20 protein-coding genes are annotated in these 19,391 nt (G+C 41.2%); 18 read left to right on the forward strand and 2 right to left on the reverse strand.

Annotated features, from left to right (window positions below; translation table 11 throughout):
• Positions 1-49: 49 nt before the first annotated feature.
• Positions 50-271 carry a type II toxin-antitoxin system Phd/YefM family antitoxin gene (locus tag N4597_RS05130; protein ID WP_089144765.1) on the forward strand — a complete coding sequence of 74 codons (222 nt, stop codon included), beginning with the start codon at positions 50-52 and terminating at the stop codon, positions 269-271.
• A gap of 76 nt (positions 272-347) precedes the next feature.
• On the opposite strand, the gene tnpA is transcribed toward N4597_RS05130, so the two are convergent.
• Complete coding sequence (gene tnpA, locus N4597_RS05135) at positions 348-788, reverse strand: IS200/IS605 family transposase (protein WP_094051126.1); 441 nt, start codon at positions 786-788, stop codon at positions 348-350.
• 65 nt (positions 789-853) lie between these two features.
• Here tnpA and N4597_RS05140 point away from each other — a divergent pair, with 65 nt between their 5' ends.
• The 11 genes from N4597_RS05140 to N4597_RS05190 all read left to right on the forward strand — a co-directional run bounded on the left by N4597_RS05140 (position 854) and on the right by N4597_RS05190 (position 10,558).
• The gene (locus tag N4597_RS05140; protein ID WP_260905083.1) at positions 854-2,200 is read left to right on the forward strand and encodes an RNA-guided endonuclease InsQ/TnpB family protein; all 1,347 of its coding nucleotides are present in this window, start codon (positions 854-856) and stop codon (positions 2,198-2,200) included.
• A 283-nt stretch (positions 2,201-2,483) separates the two neighbouring features.
• Complete coding sequence (locus N4597_RS05145; RefSeq protein WP_260905220.1) at positions 2,484-2,846, forward strand: PIN domain-containing protein; 363 nt, start codon at positions 2,484-2,486, stop codon at positions 2,844-2,846.
• A gap of 227 nt (positions 2,847-3,073) precedes the next feature.
• On the forward strand, positions 3,074-3,259 hold the full coding sequence (gene rpsU, locus N4597_RS05150; RefSeq protein ID WP_003694124.1) for a 30S ribosomal protein S21: 186 nt from the start codon (positions 3,074-3,076) through the stop codon (positions 3,257-3,259).
• A 21-nt stretch (positions 3,260-3,280) separates the two neighbouring features.
• Positions 3,281-3,724 (forward strand): GatB/YqeY domain-containing protein, encoded by a 444-nt coding sequence (locus N4597_RS05155; protein WP_170091919.1) that lies wholly within the window; start codon positions 3,281-3,283, stop codon positions 3,722-3,724.
• A gap of 111 nt (positions 3,725-3,835) precedes the next feature.
• Positions 3,836-4,822 carry a PhoH family protein gene (locus N4597_RS05160; RefSeq protein WP_089144763.1) on the forward strand — a complete coding sequence of 329 codons (987 nt, stop codon included), beginning with the start codon at positions 3,836-3,838 and terminating at the stop codon, positions 4,820-4,822.
• Positions 4,823-4,828: 6 nt separating this feature from the next.
• Positions 4,829-5,308 (forward strand): rRNA maturation RNase YbeY, encoded by a 480-nt coding sequence (gene ybeY / locus N4597_RS05165; protein ID WP_056977924.1) that lies wholly within the window; start codon positions 4,829-4,831, stop codon positions 5,306-5,308.
• The gene (locus N4597_RS05170) at positions 5,292-5,687 is read left to right on the forward strand and encodes a diacylglycerol kinase family protein (protein ID WP_101812427.1); all 396 of its coding nucleotides are present in this window, start codon (positions 5,292-5,294) and stop codon (positions 5,685-5,687) included. The genes ybeY and N4597_RS05170 overlap by 17 nt, the downstream gene beginning before the upstream one ends.
• Before the next feature lie 18 nt (positions 5,688-5,705).
• The gene (era, locus tag N4597_RS05175) at positions 5,706-6,608 is read left to right on the forward strand and encodes a GTPase Era (protein WP_050612166.1); all 903 of its coding nucleotides are present in this window, start codon (positions 5,706-5,708) and stop codon (positions 6,606-6,608) included.
• Between the two features lie 14 nt (positions 6,609-6,622).
• On the forward strand, positions 6,623-7,381 hold the full coding sequence (gene recO / locus N4597_RS05180; RefSeq protein ID WP_167588790.1) for a DNA repair protein RecO: 759 nt from the start codon (positions 6,623-6,625) through the stop codon (positions 7,379-7,381).
• Positions 7,382-7,459: 78 nt separating this feature from the next.
• Positions 7,460-10,057 (forward strand): ATP-dependent chaperone ClpB, encoded by a 2,598-nt coding sequence (gene clpB, locus N4597_RS05185; RefSeq protein ID WP_260905114.1) that lies wholly within the window; start codon positions 7,460-7,462, stop codon positions 10,055-10,057.
• A 129-nt stretch (positions 10,058-10,186) separates the two neighbouring features.
• Positions 10,187-10,558, forward strand: a complete 372-nt coding sequence (locus N4597_RS05190; protein ID WP_167588788.1) for a type II toxin-antitoxin system PemK/MazF family toxin — start codon at positions 10,187-10,189, stop codon at positions 10,556-10,558.
• A gap of 73 nt (positions 10,559-10,631) precedes the next feature.
• On the opposite strand, the gene N4597_RS05195 is transcribed toward N4597_RS05190, so the two are convergent.
• Positions 10,632-11,612 (reverse strand): AraC family transcriptional regulator, encoded by a 981-nt coding sequence (locus N4597_RS05195; protein ID WP_260905116.1) that lies wholly within the window; start codon positions 11,610-11,612, stop codon positions 10,632-10,634.
• A gap of 115 nt (positions 11,613-11,727) precedes the next feature.
• On the opposite strand from N4597_RS05195, the gene rhaB reads away from it, so the two are divergent.
• The 6 genes from rhaB (at position 11,728) to cas3 (ending at position 19,140) form a co-directional block, all read left to right on the forward strand.
• Positions 11,728-13,182 carry a rhamnulokinase gene (gene rhaB, locus N4597_RS05200; RefSeq protein ID WP_260905118.1) on the forward strand — a complete coding sequence of 485 codons (1,455 nt, stop codon included), beginning with the start codon at positions 11,728-11,730 and terminating at the stop codon, positions 13,180-13,182.
• Entirely contained in the window at positions 13,179-14,447 is a 1,269-nt protein-coding gene (locus tag N4597_RS05205; protein ID WP_260905120.1) for an L-rhamnose isomerase, read from the forward strand. The genes rhaB and N4597_RS05205 overlap by 4 nt, the downstream gene beginning before the upstream one ends.
• 17 nt (positions 14,448-14,464) lie before the next feature.
• On the forward strand, positions 14,465-15,283 hold the full coding sequence (rhaD, locus tag N4597_RS05210) for a rhamnulose-1-phosphate aldolase (RefSeq protein ID WP_260905122.1): 819 nt from the start codon (positions 14,465-14,467) through the stop codon (positions 15,281-15,283).
• A gap of 235 nt (positions 15,284-15,518) precedes the next feature.
• Complete coding sequence (locus tag N4597_RS05215; RefSeq protein ID WP_167588783.1) at positions 15,519-15,689, forward strand: hypothetical protein; 171 nt, start codon at positions 15,519-15,521, stop codon at positions 15,687-15,689.
• Positions 15,679-15,909: a hypothetical protein gene (locus N4597_RS05220; RefSeq protein ID WP_260905124.1), complete on the forward strand. Its 231-nt coding sequence runs from the start codon at positions 15,679-15,681 to the stop codon at positions 15,907-15,909. The genes N4597_RS05215 and N4597_RS05220 overlap by 11 nt, the downstream gene beginning before the upstream one ends.
• 489 nt (positions 15,910-16,398) lie before the next feature.
• On the forward strand, positions 16,399-19,140 hold the full coding sequence (cas3, locus tag N4597_RS05225; RefSeq protein WP_390892658.1) for a CRISPR-associated helicase Cas3': 2,742 nt from the start codon (positions 16,399-16,401) through the stop codon (positions 19,138-19,140).
• Positions 19,141-19,391: the final 251 nt, after the last annotated feature.

Consider the following 19,391-nt stretch of genomic DNA (forward strand, 5'->3'; position numbering starts at 1 on the left):
ATAAATATTAGCTAACATGTGATATAATTAGCTTATGGAGGTGATTTACATGGTTCAAGTTACAGCAACAGAATTAAAGAATAATCTTGGTAAATACTTGAAAAAGTCAGAATTTGAAGATGTATATGTTACTAAAAATGGTGTAATTGTATCAGTTTTATCCAATCCAAATCAAAGTAGATTGCAACTGTTAAATGATTTAAAAGGTATTGCTCCTGATATAAATATGACAGATGATGAGTTGCGAAATGAAAGAATTAGTGAAATCTGATGGCAAAAGTCTTAGTTGATTATAAAACGGACGCAAACCTCTGATTTTAATCAGGGGTCAAGCCCGCTAAACTATCTTATCTATTTTTACCATAATAGCCTTTAAGTTGCCTTCTCATAGCTTCTGTATACTGCGATTCAATATATTTTTCTACAACTTCTTTACTCATATCACCTAAAGTCCCCATATAATAACTAGGCGACCACAAATGTCCACCCCACAATAATTTTTTAGTTTCAGGATATTGTTTAAACCATATTCTAGCTGACGCTCCTTTAAGATTTTTAACAATATTAGATGGAGCGTATTTAGGTTTAAAAGAAATTAACATGTGTACATGGTCTGGCATAACCTCTAGTTGACTAACAGTTACTTCTGAAATAGCTGCTTGTCTTTGTAAAATAGCTTTCATAGCGGCTACTTTTTCTTGAGTGTCAAATATTTTTCTGCGGTACTTAGTAACGAAAACTAAGTGAAAGTTGAAGTTATAAACGTATCCTTCTTCATGTATAATCATTTACATACCACCCTTTTAGTATTACAATAATTATAACATATATTTCTTGAAAGGAGGTTACATAAATGGTTACAAAGAAGCGTAATAAATTCGGATACACAAGACAATATCATATTTCTTTAAGCTATCAACAAATAGAATTGTATGAAAAGGCAATCAAAACACAAAATGAGTTATACCAATTTGCATTGAAATACTTGTATAAGACTTATGGCCGTAAACATATTGGCAGACCATTACCTTTTGGGCAAGGAATAAACTACCTTAATAATAAAATTAAGGCAATGTTTATCAACGAAAAGTATGAATTGAACCGCTGGAATGTTAAAAAACTAGGATTATCTTCGCACGCGGCTGATGAGTTTTTGAAAACAATCTTTACTAATTTTTCTCAATATCGTAAGAGATTAGAACAAGCAGGGCAAATGTCAGCTGTGGAAAAATATAATCTCAGAATGAATATTACTAAAGATAAAGATGGAAAACATAAAAATCCTAAACATCGTTCATGGTATCGTAAAGGTTCAATGAATTTTCTACGAAATAATAACTCATTTAGGACAATTACTTCGCAAAGATTGCCTAAGGGCAATACCAAATTGGTTTCACCACACCATTTAAATGTAGCCGATTTTGGAGAAATAATGGTATTTGAGAATTTAAAGCATCTTAATTTTGACGAGATAGCTTTAACTAAGATTAAAAGGTTACCAGATAACACATTTAGACTACAGATAACCTTTACTCGTGAAAAGAAACGTAGTTCTCAAAATAAAGTTGTTGGCGCAGATTGGAACATGTTTAACAATGAAGTATTTAGAACTTCTGAAAATAAAACCATAGCGATACCTAAGGAGATTGTGAAAAAAGCTAATGAGTTAGAAGCAGCAAAAGATAAATTTAAATCTTTAAGAGATAGTGAATACAACAAGCGTGGTAAAACTGCTTTATGGCAAAGATATCAACGTAAACAAGCAAAATTAAGTGCCAAAAGAGCTAATATTTTAACTGAAACATATAGAAAATTAGTTCACGAATTAGTAGACGAGTTCGATACTATCATCATCGAAAAAATAGATGCTTTTGAGATGAGAAAACGTAGTTTGTCACTGAATAAAGCACAAAATACAGGTAAGAATAAGCGCTTAGCTTTAATCAAACCTTATGAATTAGCGAAGATTGTTGAATCATTGGTAAATAAACAAAACAAGACCCTTATTAAAGTGGATCCATATAAAACTAGCCAAGTAGAATATGGAACTGAATATGAAGAAAAGCACGAGTTAAGAGCGACTAATAAAGACGGTAAACGCATATATGTTTCAGCATATACTGGTAAAGAAGTAGATAGGGATTATAACGCAGCCTTAAACATTAAAGAGTGGGGCTTACACCCAGAAAAACATGTATAATTAAGAGATTATCCTAAATTAAAAGCAAGTAACTTGGTAGAAATAATTTAAAAAGATTTTTTTAGGAAACGGAACCAAATCCTACCGAACTATTGGCACAAAATTATGCGTATCACCCTGAGCGAGTCAAAACGGGTGCGATAATTAGTGAATATTATATATTTAGCATAATGGCGGTATTTCCAGTCATTATAACTAGGTTCGGAGCGTGTATCGTTTTTTAATGTACACGTAATGTAATCGCGTGACGCGATTCCTACGATTTTAATCGTAGGTAGTTCAAATTCTTTTAAATAGACAGAAATTTGTTGACGCTAGTTATAATGCTGTTTCTAGTTTAATAAGGCAAGGTGATACGGTTTATACTACAGCTAAAGCGATGACAGATATTTTTTATATTGTGCATCATTCTTTACATGACAATGATAAGACCAAAGAAGTATTGTTGAAACTTAGTAGAGTTTATCAAATTCTTGATACTAAAGAAAAAGATACTCTAAAGGCTATTACTTCTGATGTAACTGATTATGAAGATGCCGTTATGGTTGAAACAGCTATCTCTAATGAAGTAGATTTTATCTTAACAAGGAATATTAAAGATTATAGGAAAGCTAAGATAAAAATTGTTAGTCCAGCAGACCTATAATAAGACTAAGTATCCTTTTATGTTAATATGTAGAATACTTTTTAATAGCAAGTTTTATAATGAACTTAGCCACTAGTTGTTAAATTAGAGTTTTTTATTTGAAATCTTTTTCAATCTATTATTGACGTTAAAACTATGTTTAGATATAATAGAAAAGAACTGTTGAAGTTTGTGTACTTATACAATTTAAGACGGTTACATTTAAGCTCGGAGGGAGGGAAACAACCATGTCAAAAACAGTCGTTCGTAAAAACGAATCTCTTGATGACGCTCTTCGTCGCTTCAAACGTTCCGTTTCAAAAACAGGTACTTTGCAAGAATATCGGAAACGTGAATTTTACGAGAAGCCAAGTGTAAAACGTAAGAAAAAGTCCGAAGCAGCTCGGAAGCGTAAAAACAAGCGTCGTTTCTAGTTTCTAGAGGAGGCATAAGTGATGAGTCTATTAGAGTCATTACAAAAGGATATGGTCGCTGCTATGAAGGCTAAGGACAAGACTAAGTTAAGCACTGTCCGGATGCTTAAGGCAGCGGTAACTAACGAACAAATTAACGTTGGCCATGATTTAACTTCTGATGAAGAAGTTAGCGTCTTATCTCGTGAGTTGAAGCAACGCAAGGATTCTCTTGAAGAATTCAAGGCTGCCGGACGTGACCAAGCAGTTGCTGATTTAGAAGCAGAAATTGCGGTCGTTGAAAGTTATTTGCCAGAACAATTGAGCGTTGATGAAGTAAAGGCCGTTGTTGAAGAAACGATTAAGGCGGTTGGAGCAACATCGAAAGCTGATTTTGGTAAAGTAATGGGCGTCTTGATGCCTAAGCTCAAAGGTAAAGCTGACGGTAAGTTAGTTAATGCTACTGTCAAAGAATTATTGCAATAATTTGACACGAGAGGTTGGAAGAAATTCCAGCCTTTTTCTTTTGCTTTTGTCACCCTTATTAATGTGTTAAAATAAGCCTATAAGTACGGTTTTTAAAGAGGAGACGTTTTTTTGACAGTAGAGAAACTAACGGAAAAAGAATTTCAACTAGCTAATCCTAACTTGCAACTAGGCTTGTTTGGGATTAATGATAGTAACCTCAGGCTTTTAGAAGAGGGAAACGACGTCTTAATTAAGCCTTTCGGTGATCGCATCAAGATTGAGGGTAAGGCCGATGACGTTGCCACTGTAATTGAAATTATGCGCCAGCTTGAGGCCTTGTTAATGCAGGGAATTCATTTAAGCGCCGCCGACATTGTTTCCGCCCAAAAGATGGCGGAGCGGGGAACCTTAGAGTATTTCCAAGACCTGTACACCGATACCTTGCTTAAGGATAACCGGGGGCGGGCAATTCGGGTTAAGAATTACGGCCAGCGTCAATATATTCAAATGATTAAAAATAATGACTTGACCTTCGGGATTGGGCCAGCCGGAACAGGGAAAACCTATTTAGCGGTGGTGATGGCGGTGGCTGCTTTGAAGCGCCATGAAGTGGACCGCTTAATCCTAACCCGGCCTGCGGTTGAAGCCGGCGAATCACTAGGTTTTTTACCAGGGGACTTAAAGGAAAAGGTTGATCCCTACTTGCGGCCCATCTATGATGCCCTCAATTCAATTCTAGGGGCTGAGCATACCGAGCGCTTGATTGAACGCGGGGTAATTGAAATCGCCCCCCTAGCTTACATGCGGGGCCGGACCTTAGACAAGGCCTTTGTAATTTTGGATGAAGCGCAAAATACCACCCGCGCTCAAATGAAGATGTTTTTAACCAGGTTAGGCTTTGGCTCAAAGATGGTCGTTAACGGCGATAAGACGCAAATCGACTTACCTAAAGGCCATAGCCAGTCAGGCTTAGTTGACGCTGAAAAGACTCTCCAAGGAATAAATCACATTGGCTTTGTTCACTTTGACGCGGCCGACGTGGTTAGACACCCCGTGGTTTCAGCAATCATTAACGCCTATGAACAGCAAAAACAAGTTGACGAAAAGAAAGGGTAAGGTTAGATGGATTTAGAAGTATACGATGAAACGCAAAAGGTTAGTCCAGAGATGATTCAATTGATTAAGGACGTTTTAGATTTTGCGGGTAACTACATTTCTTTACCTGCTAATACCGAAATGTCCGTAACGTTGATGGACAACGAGCGCATTCATGAAATTAATAAGGAATACCGGGGGGTTGATAAGCCAACCGATGTGATTAGTTTTGCGATTGAAGAAGAAGATCCAGACGAATTACCAATCATCTTACCGGAAGATAGTGACTTTGAGATTCCTAAAAACATTGGGGATATTATGGTTTCTATGGATAAAGTTTACGAACAAGCCGACTACCTAGGCCACTCACCCGAGCGTGAACTGGGCTTTTTGGTAGTCCATGGCTTCTTACACCTCAACGGCTACGACCATATGAAGGCTGAAGACGAAAAGGTAATGTTTGGCCTCCAAAGGGAAATCTTAGACGCTTATGGCCTCAAACGGTAGCCCTAATAACTGGAAAAATCGCCACTTCTATCAGGCGTTAAAGTATGCCTTGGTCGGATTAGTGACCGCTTATCAAGAAGAACGTAACGTCCGCTTCCATACACTAGCCGTCATCTTGGTCGGGGTGTTAGGCTGGTATTTTAAGGTGAGCGGCAGCGAGTGGCTCTGGTTAGTCCTAGCGGTTTTTGCGGTTTTATCAAGTGAGATTTGGAATTCAGCCTTAGAAAATGTCGTTGATTTGACAACGGGAGGTAAGCGCGACCCGCTCGCCAAAAAAGCCAAAGATATGGCAGCGGGGGCAGTCTTACTGGCGGCTATTTTCGCCTTAATCGTCGCCGCGGTTATCTTCCTACCTAAAGTAATGATGTTATTTTATTAATTGAGAAGGGGTTTTTTTGTGACAGATACATTTCACTCAGGTTTTGTTGCGATTTTAGGTCGGCCTAATGTAGGTAAGTCGACTTTTTTGAACCAAGTTATTGGTCAAAAGATTGCCATTATGAGCGACAAAGCCCAAACAACGAGAAATAAGATTCAAGGAATTTACACTGATGACCAGGCCCAAATTGTCTTTATTGACACACCTGGGATTCATAAGCCGCATTCCCGCCTAGGAGACTTCATGGTGGAATCGGCTCTGTCAACTTTAAATGAGGTCGACGCCATTTTATTTATGGTCAACGCTACCCAAAAACGGGGCCGGGGTGATGACTTTATCATCGAACGGTTAAAGAATGTTAAAAAGCCAATTTATTTGGTGATTAATAAAATTGACCAAATTCACCCAGACAAGTTACTTGAAATCATGGATGATTACCGGCAAACCCTCGACTACGCAGAGGTCTTCCCAATTTCTGCTTTACAGGGGAATAATTGTCCCGAATTGGTGGCCTCTTTAATTGAGACCCTCCCGGTCGGACCTCAATTCTACCCAGCCGATATGGTAACCGACCATCCGGAAAGATTCATTGCCGGGGAGTTGATTAGAGAAAAGGTCCTGGAGCTAACGCGTGAAGAAGTACCCCACTCTGTGGCGGTAGTAGTTGACCGCATCAGTAGGTCAGACGAAGAAAAGGTTCAAGTCCAAGCAACTATCATTGTCGAACGTAATAGCCAAAAAGGGATTATCATTGGTAAGGGTGGCAAGATGCTTAAAAATATTGGTGTCAAGGCCCGCAAGGATATTGAACTAATGTTAGGGGACAAGGTGTACCTGGAATTATGGGTGAAAGTAATGCCTAACTGGAAGGACCGGCAAATCGACTTACGTTCACTAGGTTATAAGCAAGACGACTATTAATTGCGGGTGATAACATGGCCTTACACCAAGGAGAAGAATTTCGGGGGATTGTTGTTTCCCGTAAAAACTACCGTGAGCGTGACATGCTGGTGAAAATCTTGACTGACCGCTTTGGCTTTAAAACCTTTTTTGTCCGCGGGGTTGCTAAGCGGGGGTTCAGCATGGGGGCAGCTATCTTGCCCTACGCTTACGGAACTTACTTAGGTTCAATTAGCGACGAAGGCCTGTCCTTTATCACCAACCCCAAGGAAGTCGAGCAGTTTAAGCAACTCAGTCAGGATATTGAACTCAACGCTTACGCTGCTTACATTTTAGGGCTAGCGGAGCAAGCCTTCATGGGGCAATACAACCCCAGCTGGTATCTAAATGTCTACCAGGCTTTAAGTCTGATTGACCAGGGCTTTGACCCCGCGGTAATTACCAACATTATGGAGGTCCAGTTTTTAGCCTGCTTTGGGGTTATGCCTAACTTGCGGACCTGTGTAATCTGCCAGCAAGCCACCGGAGCCTTTGATTACTCTGAAAGTTATGGGGGGCTCTTGTGTGAAAAGCACTGGTATTTAGATCCCCACCGGCTCCACTTGGACCAGCGGACGATTTACTTTTTACGGCTTTTTTCAGCGGTTGATTTGAGTAAAATTAATTCAATTGAATTAGAAGCCAAAACAAAGGTCAATTTGCGCAAGACCTTAGATGAAATTTATCGTCAACAAGTGGGTGTTTACGTAAAGGCTAAACGTTTCTTAGATCAAATGGCCAAATGGCACTTATAAATTGCGATTCATCTTTCTTTATCTAAGTCCCTAAAAGCGGTAAAATAGGGGTGACAGATTGAGGAAGGTGATTTTTTTATGAATAATGAGCAATTAACTCAGGCAGTTCAAGACGCGCTTGCTCAAGCTCAAGGAATTGCCCAAGTCAGAAAGCATCAAGAGATAGACATTGCTCATCTCTTTAAGTTTTTAATCCAACCAGGGGAGATGGCCCGTGATATTTATCATGAAGCTGGAGTTGATGTTGCTAAGCTGGAAGCCGAAATTGACCGCCAGTTGGATCAAATTGCGGTGGTTGAAGGTAACGTTAGCTACGGCCAAAACCTTAGCAGTAACCTGTATGCGCTACTACAGGAGGCAGAAAAACTGCGCCAAGAGTTTGGTGACGATTTCATTGCCATTGACACCTTATTGGTGGCGTTAATGACTTTGAAGTACCAGCCATTAAGCCAATACTTGCAAAAGCAAGGGCTGGATTTAGCCAAAATTAAGGCGTTAGTTTTGAAATTACGTGGGGGTGAGAAAGTGACTTCAAAGAATCAAGAGGAAGGTTACAAAGCCTTAGAAAAATATGGAGTTGATTTAGTAAAACAAGTGCGGTCCGGTAAACAAGACCCAATCATTGGTCGGGATAGTGAAATCCGGGATGTTATTCGGATCTTATCTCGTAAAACCAAGAATAACCCGGTTTTAATTGGTGAACCCGGGGTCGGGAAAACCGCGATTGTCGAAGGTTTAGCCCAACGAATCGTTAGAAAAGACGTCCCAGAAAATTTACGGGACAAAACCATCTTTTCCTTGGACATGGGTTCACTGATTGCCGGGGCTAAATACCGGGGCGAATTCGAAGAACGTTTGAAGGCTGTGTTAAAAGAGGTAAGTAAGAGTCAAGGTCAGATTATCCTCTTCATCGATGAAATTCATAACATCGTTGGCGCCGGTAAAACCGAAGGTAGTATGGATGCCGGCAACCTCTTAAAACCAATGCTAGCCCGGGGTGAGTTGCACTTGATTGGGGCAACTACCCTCGATGAATACCGGCAGTATGTCGAAAAGGATAAGGCCTTAGAGCGGCGGTTCCAAAAGGTAATCGTCCAAGAACCAAGCGTGGAAGATACGATTTCAATCTTGCGGGGCTTAAAGGAACGCTACGAAATTCACCACGGGGTTAAGATTCACGATAACGCCTTGGTGGCCGCTGCTACCTTAGCCAACCGTTACATTACCGACCGCTTCTTACCTGATAAGGCTATCGACTTGGTTGATGAAGCCTGTGCGGAAATTAGGGTTGAAATGAACTCGGTCCCTAACGAATTGGACCAGGCTAACCGCCACTTATTACGGCTACAAGTCGAAGAAAGTGCCCTTAAGAAAGAAGACGACCCAGCATCTAAAAAGCGCTTGGAGGAAATGCAGGCTGAATTAGCTCAGACCAAAGAGGAAGTCCAAAAATTGAAGTTACGCTGGGAGACTGAAAAGAAGGATATCCAAGCAATTTCTGACAAGAAAGAAGAATTGGACAAGGCCCACCATGACCTAGAAGCCGCAACTAACGAGGCAGATTACGAAGAAGTGGCCCGCCTCCAAAATGCGGTTATCCCGGCTTTACAAAAGGAGTTACAGACTTTAGAAACTGCTAACCAGGCTGAAGGCAAGTTGGTCGAAGAATCTGTTACCCAAAACGAAATTGCCAGCGTCATTTCCCGCTTAACCGGGATTCCAGTAGCTAAGTTAGTCGAAAGCGAGCGCTCCAAGTTACTTAACTTGCCAGCAAGCCTTCACCAGCGGGTGATTGGTCAAGATGAGGCGGTTGACGCGGTAGCTAACGCTGTCTTGCGGGCACGTGCCGGCCTTCAAGACCCAAGTAAACCACTAGGTTCCTTCATGTTCCTTGGCCCAACCGGGGTAGGGAAGACCGAGTTAGCCAAGGCTTTGGCCGAAAACCTCTTTGATTCAGAAAAGCACATGGTCAGAATCGACATGAGTGAGTACATGGAGAAATACTCCGTTTCCCGCTTGGTCGGGGCTGCTCCCGGCTACGTTGGCTATGAAGAAGGGGGCCAGTTGACCGAAGCAGTACGGCGTAATCCTTATACGATTGTCCTTTTAGACGAGGTTGAAAAGGCTCACCCAGATGTCTTCAACATCTTACTCCAAGTCTTGGATGACGGTCGCTTAACCGACAGCCAAGGCCGGACGGTTGACTTTAAGAACACCATCTTAATTATGACCTCTAACCTTGGTTCAGACATTCTCTTGGACCGGGCTAACGAAGAAGCTAAGGTCGATGACCAAACCAAGCAAGCGGTCATGCAGCTGGCCCGGCAACACTTTAAGCCAGAGTTTCTGAACAGAATCGATGACATCATCATGTTCACCCCACTAGGGCTTAATGCCATTGAAGAGATTGTCGAAAAATTCATTACCCAATTGTCTAAGCGCTTGGCCAACCAAGATATTAGCCTAGAAATTAGTGCCCCAGCGAAGTTGTGGATTGCTAAGACTGGCTACGATCCAGCCTACGGGGCCCGGCCACTAGAACGGTTCATCACTAACCACGTCGAAACTCCACTGGCTAAGGAAATCATTGCCGGTAAGGTCATGCCGCACTCAAAGGTAACCATTACTTTAGGTCAAGATAATAACTTAATTTTTGCGACGGAAACAACCGAATAAGGATTAATATAATAAGGCTCTGAGGAAGCTTATTTCTTCCATAGAGCCTTATTTTAGTATATTTAATGTGTATATTTGATTTAGGATATAATCCACGAGAGGTTAGACCGGTAGGGAGGGAAAAATTCAATGATTGAAGTTCATCAAGGCGATATTATTGTGGTTGATGCAGAATCCCATGCCGGTCGAGAAATGGGTGGTCATAATGTGGTTGAAGGTAATATCAGACGACATTTTTTGGTAGTTAGTCGTTATGAGTACAATAGACGCTCAAATTTAGTTTGTGGTTTAGCAATAACACATAAGCATGTTGATTCACCTTTTAGGTTTCCAATTGTTGATTTTGAAAGTGGGACTAATGGGGATGCGTTATTATTGCAATTATTGACATATGATTTTGTAGCTAGAAATGGCAAAGTTATTGGTCATATTCATGATGAAGGTCAACTTAATCGTATTATTAAGCAAGTAAGTAATATTTTTTCAAAAGAAATAGGCTAGTTTATAAATTGACACAAAAGCCCTAACCAATTTTTATGGTTAGGGCTTTTGTGCATTTTCTTATACTTGAATACTAGTCAAAGATAGCTGAGGCTTGCTTGCGGCTTTGCTTAGGACTGACGTGGTAATAGGCTAGGTACTTCTTGTAAAAAAACGACCGGTTACTAATCCCTACCTGTTCGATGATGGTATTGACCGGCAAGTTAGTTTTAGTTAGCAGTTTGTGCGCTTGCATCAACCTTTGCTCAGTTAAGACGGCGGAAAAAGTTTGCCCAATTTCGGCTTTAAAGAGGTTACTGAGGTAGTTGCGGTTATAAGAATAGCGCTTGGCTAGCTGGGTTAGTGAGATTGTTTGGTAGTCGCTAGCGATGTCAGCCAAAAGCTGTAAGGCCAACTTTTTTTGCGCACTTTCCTTAGGGCTAGGCTTGATGCTTAAGCTTCTAATCAACTGGCTGATGAGAATGTTGAGGTAGGATTTGATAACTAGTTCGCTAAACTCAGCTTGCTCATAATACTCAGTAATGATTTCATCTAGGAGCTGACTAATTTTAGGATTAGCTTGGTGGGAAAAGACAATGAAATCGGGTTTACTGCTAGCCTTAGCAAGTAAGAAATTAACCAGGACGTTATGTTGGCCCTTGAGTTCCTTTAGGAGGTCGACGCTTAGGTTATTGTTTTGAAATAAAATGTTGATTAACAAATCGTTTTCTCCTAGGGCTTGAATGGAATGAGAGGTGCCGACATCTAGGAGAATTAGGTCACCCTGGTTTAAAGTGACCGTTTTGCCGGCAATCACTTCCTGAGCCTGACCCCGTAAAACGTAATTCATCTCAAAGAAGGTATGCTTGTGGTTAGGATAAGCCGCAAAGCGATTGTGCTTGCTGAGGTAAATATCTTGATTTTTGAAAAAGTAGTTGGTTAAAGTCCGACTACTTTTTTCTTTGGAGTCAAAAGCGGCTTGGGGCAAGTCTTCGACAAAGGTTTGGGTTTTGCGTTGCTGCTCCTCTAAGGGCGTAAGTGCTAGGAGCTGGTTTAAAAGTTTATTATTAATCATAAGTCACCTGTAAATTTGTTACTTTTTTAGTGGATATATGTCATTGTAGCACCTTTTTGTAGCGGTTACAATTAACTTGTAAAATGATAACGGAACTTAAAGAAGGTGTACTAATGTGAATAAACACTATATTGCTGTTGATATTGGTGCTTCCAGTGGCCGCTTAATGTTGGCCAACTTGGAAAATGGAAAAATGACACTAACAGAAATTCACCGCTTCAAAAACGGCTTTAAAAAGATGGCTGGTCACGACCGCTGGGACATTGATCATCTGGGAGCCGAAATTGTTGCCGGCTTAGCTAAAGTCAAACAAGCCGGAATTGACGAGGTGACCCTAGGAATTGATACCTGGGCCGTCGATTATGTCTTGGTAGATGAAGCGGGGCGCAAGTTAGCGGACCCGATTTCCTACCGGGATTGCCGGACTAAAGACGCGATTACCGAGCTGACGGCTAAGATTTCTAAGGAAGAGATTTACCGTAAAACCGGAATTCAGTTTCAAGAGTTCAACACCCTGTACCAGTTGTATCGTGAAGACCAAGCCCTATTAAAACAGGCGGCCAAGATTATGTTGGTGCCCGACTACTTGGGCTATGTCCTTACCGGTAAGGCCGTTACAGAGGTTACGAATGCCTCTACCACGCAAATGTTAAACTTGCGGGCGGGCTTATTTGATAGTCAGCTGCTAAGCGAATTGGGCTTACAGGCAGATAAGTTTGCTCCCTTAGTCGATGCGGGCACCTACCTTGGGCCCATTAAAGCCGAGTTAAGAACCAAATATGACTTACCGCAAGTTAGGGTTGTTACGGTTGCTAGTCACGATACGGCTAGTGCAGTGGTAGGCACGCCGGCTGCGGGTGATAACTGGGCCTTCTTATCTTCTGGAACTTGGTCACTACTGGGCACTGAACTTAGGGTGCCCGAAAATGGTGAGCAAGCTTACCTAGCAAACTACACTAACGAGTGGGGGGCTTATGGGACCTACCGTTTCTTGAAAAATATTATGGGGATGTGGATGGTGCAATGCATTGCTAAAGAGTACCAGGGTCGTTATTCTTTCTCACAGTTGGCGCAGCTAGCTAGCCAGGTCGAACCCTGCCAGCAATTTATCGATGTCAACGACGACCGGTTTTTGAACCCACCTAGTATGATTGAAGCTCTCCAAGCCTACTGTCATGAACATGGTCAAAAAGTCCCCCAAAGCCCGGGCGAACTGGTCATGGCCGTTTACTCTAACCTAGCCCTTTATTATGCCGACCAGCTAAGCCAGCTAGGACAAATCTTAGGGAAGCAACTGACTACTTTAAATATCGTGGGGGGAGGCTCTAACGTCGCCTTATTAAACCAGTTAACCGCCGACTTAGCCGGAATTAAAGTTATTGCCGGCCCGAGTGAGGCGACCGCAGTCGGTAATATCTTAGTTGCCATGATTACTGACGGGGAGTTAGCCGACTTGCCAGCGGCTAGAAAGTTAGTGAGGGATTCATTTGCTTTAAAGACCTATCAACCTAAACACGATTACGCCCAAGCTTTAGTTGGGTATCAACATTTCAAGGAGGAATTACGATGACAAATGAACAAGCAATCCACCAAGCCTATGAGTTAGCCAAAGAAAGGTACCAAGAACTGGGAGTCGACACCGAGGAAGTATTAGCTAAGTTAGCTCAACTGTCCCTTTCCATCCATTGTTGGCAAGGTGATGACGTCCACGGCTTTATCAACCCCGAAACTGATCTAAAGGACGGGTTAACGGTTTCCGGCTCTTATCCTGGCCGGGCTAAAACGCCAGCTCAGTTAACCGCCGATTTAAAGCAAGCGCTAGCCCTAATTCCTGGGTCAAAGAAAAAAGTAGCCCTGCATACCATTTACGCCGTAACTGACCGCAAAAAGGACCTGGATGAAATTGGCCCCGAAGACTTCAAGTATTGGGTCGATTGGGCTAAAGAACAAGGGGTTGGTCTCGACATGAACGGGACCTTTTTCTCCCACCCAATGGTTAAGGATAACTTCACCTTAGCCTCGCCAGATAAAGCTGTGCGCGACTTTTGGATTAAGGTTGGTAAACAGTCGCGTCAGATTGCTAATTACTTTGGGAAGGAGTTAGGAGTTCAAGCCGTCAACAACTTCTGGATTCCCGATGGCTTTAAGGATAACCCTATTGACAAGCTCAGCCCAAGAAGAAGGTTAATGGAATCCTTGGATGAAATCTTAGCTGAAGAATTACCGGAAGCAAACACGATTGAAGCATACGAAGGCAAATTATTTGGGACGGGAATCGAGTCATATACCGTCGGCTCCCATGAATTTTATGCTAACTACGCCTTAACTAGAAACAAGCTATGGACGATTGACGCCGGGCACTTCCACCCAACGGAAGATGTCTCAGATAAGTTCTCCAGCTTCTTATTATTTGGCAAGGGCTTGCAGTTGCACGTATCCCGGCCGGTTCGCTGGGACTCAGACCACGTGGTGATTTTAGACGACGCCTTAGTCCGGATTGCCCGTTCCCTAGTAAGGGATGACTTGCTAGCTAAAACCAACGTTGGCTTAGACTTCTTTGATGCCACCATCAACCGGATAGCTGCGTGGGTGATTGGGGCCCGAGCAACGCAAAAAGCCTTCTTGCAAGCAATGCTAGCCCCAATTGCCGATTTAAAGCAAGCGGAACTAGCCTTTGACTTTACCAAGCGCCTGGCCTTAACCGAAGAATTGAAGACCTATCCAGTTGGCGCCGTTTGGGATGAATTCTGCCTTCGCAATGACGTTCCAGTTGGAAGCACCTGGTTAAAAGTTATCAAAAATTATGAAGATACTGTGTTAGCTAAAAGAAATTAGGAAAGAAGAGATTGATAATGACTAAATTTGCCGATTCAAAGTATGTAAAAGATTTATGTGACATCACCTTTAGGTCCTATGATCACGGGTGGGATGAAAGAAACGGTGGCAACGTCAGTTTACGCTTAACTGCCGCAGAGTTAGCCAAATTTGATGACTTAACTGAAGTTAAGCGGACTTATGACTTAGGGTTTGACGCTAGCGAATTAGCCGGCCAGTACTTCTTAGTAACAGGTTCCGGCCGCTACTTTAGAAATGTGATTAAGCGCCCTGAACTCGACAGTGGCTTAGTTAAGATTACGGCAGACGGGCTACATGCAGAATTATACTGGGGCTTTGAAGACGGGGCCAAACCAACCTCGGAATTTCCAACCCACTTGATGTCACACATTGCCCGCCTAAAAGTTGATTCTAACCAACGGGTGGTCATGCACTGCCATCCAACTAACTTCATTGCCTTATCCTTTACCCAAGCTTTAGACGAACGTAAGCTTAGCCGGCTCTTATGGCAAATGCAGGCCGAATCCTTAGTGGTCTTTCCAGAAGGGGTCGGCATTATCCCCTACATGACCCCTGGTACCAACGAGATTGGCGCAAAGACTGCGGCTAAAATGGCCGACTACCGGGTGGTAATGTGGCCCCACCACGGCATCTTTGCAGTCGGAGCTGACCTAGACGAAACCTTTGGTTTAATCGAAACCGTTGAAAAGGCCGCCTTAATCTACAGCCAAATTATGGCGCAAGGCGGGCAAATCAAGCAAAAAATTACGGATGACCAGCTAAAAGAATTGGCCCAGGCCTTCGGCGTTGAAGCTAACCCTAAATTCTTAGCCTAAAAAAATCAAATTAACACCATCCCCCTGCTTATTAATAAGGTGCGGGGGGATGGTGTTTGTATTCAAGCATGACTACAGTAGTTACTAACTTTACTAAGTTTTGGAGTCATTTCTAGCTACACAGGTTAGTAAGGTTAGGAAATCGTGTGCACACTGGTAGATACATTTTTCCTAAAGTGTTTAATTACATACTTTAGAGACTTTTATGGCATAATCTAAGTGGAGGTGCGAGTTTATGGTAACTAAAAAGCAAGATGAAACCGTAACTGATACACAGTCCGTTCAAGTAGATGATCAAGCCCAGCTACAAGCAAACTTTTTAAAAGCAGTCGCAAAACTACCTACCGTAGTAGTTGACACTGAGGAAAAAGCCCGGGCTTTCTTCGAAGATGACGGTGGCTACTGATAGAATGGAAAAAACGGCTCTGATTAAAACTTTGGGTGCATCATTTTCAAAGGATTCTAAGAAAGCAACGTGCCTTTTCTTAGAGTTCTTTTTTAGCTTTGCTTCAGAAGTCTGTTACCCCCATTTATTTTTTAGAAAATCTCTCATAAAAAATGAAAAGACTCCGGATGCAAAACCGTTCACACCCAGCGTTTTGCTATTAATTTTTGGGGATGGTTAACCTAAATAGCAGCGGGAAAATCAGTCCAACTAAGATTAAACTGAATAAGAAGACTGGCTCATAACTGTGGGTGGCGTCTAAAATTTTACCTCAGATAAAGCCTTAAAAATTTTCGCCCGTTCTTGGTCTGCTGGTAATAGTTTAATAGTCATAGAACTGTGATATTTAGGGTGGGATGATTTGTTAAATGGTGGGGAGGTTATTAGGTAATAGATACCCTGATAGGGATTTGCGTAATATAGAAAGTATAGAGTAAAATTATCTGTGTAAAGTTGATGATGAAAACCAAGCCAATTTTGAGTACTTAAAATTCTAAAATGCTTTTATTATAGGCGCTTTTTAGTCTATTCACTACAAGTTAGGATAATCTTGGGTTTTCAATTAGAATAAAAGATTAAACGCTATTCACCACATAGGTGGGGGTGTATTTAATTTCAGATAGTTCTTCGATTAGTAACATTGTTTCATATAAGGTGGAAAAGGAGGGTTATGATGAATTTATCTAATGCTGCAAAGGTCTTATGGGGTAAGAAAAAAACATATAATGGTCAACAGCTTTGGTTGCCGCTTGTAGCACATCTGATTGACACTAAAAATGTCATTAACTGGCTGTTTAACCATTGGATTTCCGACGGACAAAGAGGAATTATTTACGAAAATTTATCGGAAGAAAAAGCACAACAATTAGTAAACTTTCTCGGCTATAGCCATGACATTGGTAAGGCAACGCCAGCTTTTCAAACAAAGAAATCATACAATCAAGATGAATCGTTAGACAAAGAAGTAGTTGAAAAACTAATAAGAAATGGTTTTGACGGATTAGATTCACTTATTTTATCCAATGCTAAAGAATCACCACATAATAGGGCGGGAGAGGCATTATTAGAAGAGTTCGGTCTAAATAAGAATGTTGGGGCAATTATTGGAGGTCACCATGGTAAACCGGAAAACAAAGCGCCAAGAAATCAACTAGATGAGTATAAATCTAATTACTGGCAAACGTTTAATGAATTTGAAGCACAGAAACATTGGCAAAATGTTCAAAAAGAGTTATTGGACTATGGACTAGAGTTAGTAGGATTTACTGATGTAGAAGAGGTTCCAGAAATTAATCAGCAACAAGCGGTTTTATTAACCGGTTTATTGATTATGGCCGACTGGATAGCATCTAGTGAGTATTTAAATGATGATATGAGTAAGCCGATGTTTCCAACAATTGACATCAACCAGTCGTTTGATGATTTAGACATGAACGCTAGGTATCGGCGAGCAATTAAAACTTGGAAAGCCCACGAAGACACTTGGGAACCTGAACGGGTTACAGATATACCAGGTCACTATCAGAAGAGGTGGGGATTTTATCCAAGGCCTGTTCAAGAAAAAATATCAGAAGTTATTGGAGAAGCGACTGATCCAGGAATAGTTATTATCGAGGCGCCGATGGGAATTGGAAAAACAGAGATTGCTTTAACAGCTGCTGAACAATTGGCATTTTATAGCGGTCGAACAGGTCTTTATATGGGCTTACCAACACAGGCAACAAGCAACGCCATGTTTACACGTATCAAGAATTGGCTTGAAAGTGTAGGAAATGAAGAAGGTAAAAAATTATCCATCAAGTTAATGCATGGTAAAGCTCAGTTTAATAAAGAGTATACAAATCTGATTAAGGCAGAAAACATAGATTCAGATGGGGATGGTTCTGAATCAGTCGTTATAAATTCTTGGTTTTCGGGGAAAAAGTCTGTGTTAGATGAGTTTACAATTGGTACCGTTGATAACCTCTTATTAATGGGCTTGAAGCAAAAACACTTGTTTTTAAAACATCTTGGCTTTAGTAATAAAGTTGTTGTAATCGACGAAGTACACGCATATGATGCTTATATGTCTTCGTATTTGGATAAGGTATTAGAGTGGTTGGGAGCATATCACGTTCCAGTTGTGATTCTGTCAGCAACTTTGCCTAAAGACCGACGCAATAAGCTATTACAGGCATATTCGCAAGGTAAATTTGAAACAGAGAATTTTGAAGCTGCAAGTAATTGGCAGGAAAATCAAGCATATCCATTGATGAGTATGCTTGATAACAAGAATTTGGTGCAAGTTTCGGATTTTGAAAAACAGGAAGTCAAAGATATTGATGTTTTTAGGATGACTGACGACGAACAAGCAGTAATTAATTTTGCCGTGTCTAAAATTGAAGATGGTGGTATAGCAGGGATAATCGTTAATACAGTTAAAAGGGCCCAGGCTTTGGTGGAGCTTGTACCGGATGATATTCCAACGATGCTTTTACATTCTGCCTTCTTGGCACCTGATAGAGCTGCATTGGAAGATGAGTTGCAAGGAAAAATCGGTAAAAGGGGCAGCCGTCCAGAAAAGCTGATAGTCATAGGGACGCAGGTGTTAGAGCAATCATTGGACATTGACTTTGATGTAATGTTCACTGATATTGCACCTATGGATTTGATTTTACAAAGGGTTGGTCGTTTACATCGCCATAATATTGAGCGGCCTAAAAAGCTTGAAGTTCCGCAGCTTTATGTTATGGGAGCGACAGAGTATGGTTCGTACAGCAGTGCCAACGAAGCTATTTACGAAAGATACCTTTTGTTAAAAACTGACCATTTTCTAAGTGATAAAATCACACTGCCAGATGACATTTCACCGCTTGTTCAAAGTGTGTATGATACAAATACTGATTATCAAGATGATAAGCTTGCAGAAGCTAAAAACGTTTTTGATGCTGACGATAACAAAGCAAAAAAGAAAGCCAAAAGTTTTCAAATCAAGACCCCAAAACCTAAGAAAACTATCCACGGTTGGCTTGATAAGGCTCAACTTGGTATAGATAAAGATGAAGTAAGGGCTCAAGCAACAGTTCGTGATATTAAAGAAACCATTGAGGTGATTTTACTTCAGGAAAGAAAAGATGGGTACTATTTGTTAGATGGGCGCAAAGTAGCTGACTTGGGAAGTAATAAGGATAAGATTATCGCTCAACAAGTGATTAGACTGCCAGTAGCGGTCACCCAAAATATAGATGATGCTATTAATGATCTAGAAACCAGAACGATCGGTCGGTTTAGAGCTTGGCAGCAAAGTATTTGGCTAAAAGGTGCACTAGCCTTAGTATTAGATGAACAACAAAAGACAGATTTTAACGGTTGGAATCTGTCTTACTCACCTAAGTTAGGTTTGCGTTATGAAAAGCAAGATAATGGCTGCTAATTTTGTTAATTGTGTATGGGGCTGAAAGTGATTGCGTGATTTTGTCTGAAGGCTTATATATGTAGTTATACTAGCCATTTCTCCACACTGATGGGGGTAATCCTTCTTTAAATTGCTGTTGCAACGGATAAGTTCCCATTTCCCCACACTGGTGGGGGTAATCCAATTTATAGTGGCAATCAAGATTGGGATAAAAATTTTCCCCACATCGGTGGGGGACAAAAATATTTGCACGATTTAATTCAAAGAGT

It is taken from the genome of Ligilactobacillus agilis, assembly GCF_025311475.1.
Classification (GTDB): domain Bacteria; phylum Bacillota; class Bacilli; order Lactobacillales; family Lactobacillaceae; genus Ligilactobacillus; species Ligilactobacillus agilis.

Excerpts from the sequence above, each read along its gene's own strand:
- N4597_RS05130 (WP_089144765.1), top strand. The coding sequence starts at position 50 with ATGGTTCAAGTTACAGCAACAGAATTAAAGAATAATCTTGGTAAATAC.
- rhaD (WP_260905122.1), top strand. The coding sequence starts at position 14,465 with ATGACTAAATTTGCCGATTCAAAGTATGTAAAAGATTTATGTGACATC.
- N4597_RS05215 (WP_167588783.1), top strand. The coding sequence starts at position 15,519 with ATGGTAACTAAAAAGCAAGATGAAACCGTAACTGATACACAGTCCGTT.
- N4597_RS05205 (WP_260905120.1), top strand. The coding sequence starts at position 13,179 with ATGACAAATGAACAAGCAATCCACCAAGCCTATGAGTTAGCCAAAGAA.
- clpB (WP_260905114.1), top strand. The coding sequence starts at position 7,460 with ATGAATAATGAGCAATTAACTCAGGCAGTTCAAGACGCGCTTGCTCAA.
- recO (WP_167588790.1), top strand. The coding sequence starts at position 6,623 with ATGGCCTTACACCAAGGAGAAGAATTTCGGGGGATTGTTGTTTCCCGT.
- N4597_RS05190 (WP_167588788.1), top strand. The coding sequence starts at position 10,187 with ATGATTGAAGTTCATCAAGGCGATATTATTGTGGTTGATGCAGAATCC.
- ybeY (WP_056977924.1), top strand. The coding sequence starts at position 4,829 with ATGGATTTAGAAGTATACGATGAAACGCAAAAGGTTAGTCCAGAGATG.
- N4597_RS05140 (WP_260905083.1), top strand. The coding sequence starts at position 854 with ATGGTTACAAAGAAGCGTAATAAATTCGGATACACAAGACAATATCAT.
- rpsU (WP_003694124.1), top strand. The coding sequence starts at position 3,074 with ATGTCAAAAACAGTCGTTCGTAAAAACGAATCTCTTGATGACGCTCTT.
- N4597_RS05155 (WP_170091919.1), top strand. The coding sequence starts at position 3,281 with ATGAGTCTATTAGAGTCATTACAAAAGGATATGGTCGCTGCTATGAAG.
- cas3 (WP_390892658.1), top strand. The coding sequence starts at position 16,399 with ATGATGAATTTATCTAATGCTGCAAAGGTCTTATGGGGTAAGAAAAAA.
- N4597_RS05170 (WP_101812427.1), top strand. The coding sequence starts at position 5,292 with ATGGCCTCAAACGGTAGCCCTAATAACTGGAAAAATCGCCACTTCTAT.
- N4597_RS05195 (WP_260905116.1), bottom strand. The coding sequence starts at position 11,612 with ATGATTAATAATAAACTTTTAAACCAGCTCCTAGCACTTACGCCCTTA.
- tnpA (WP_094051126.1), bottom strand. The coding sequence starts at position 788 with ATGATTATACATGAAGAAGGATACGTTTATAACTTCAACTTTCACTTA.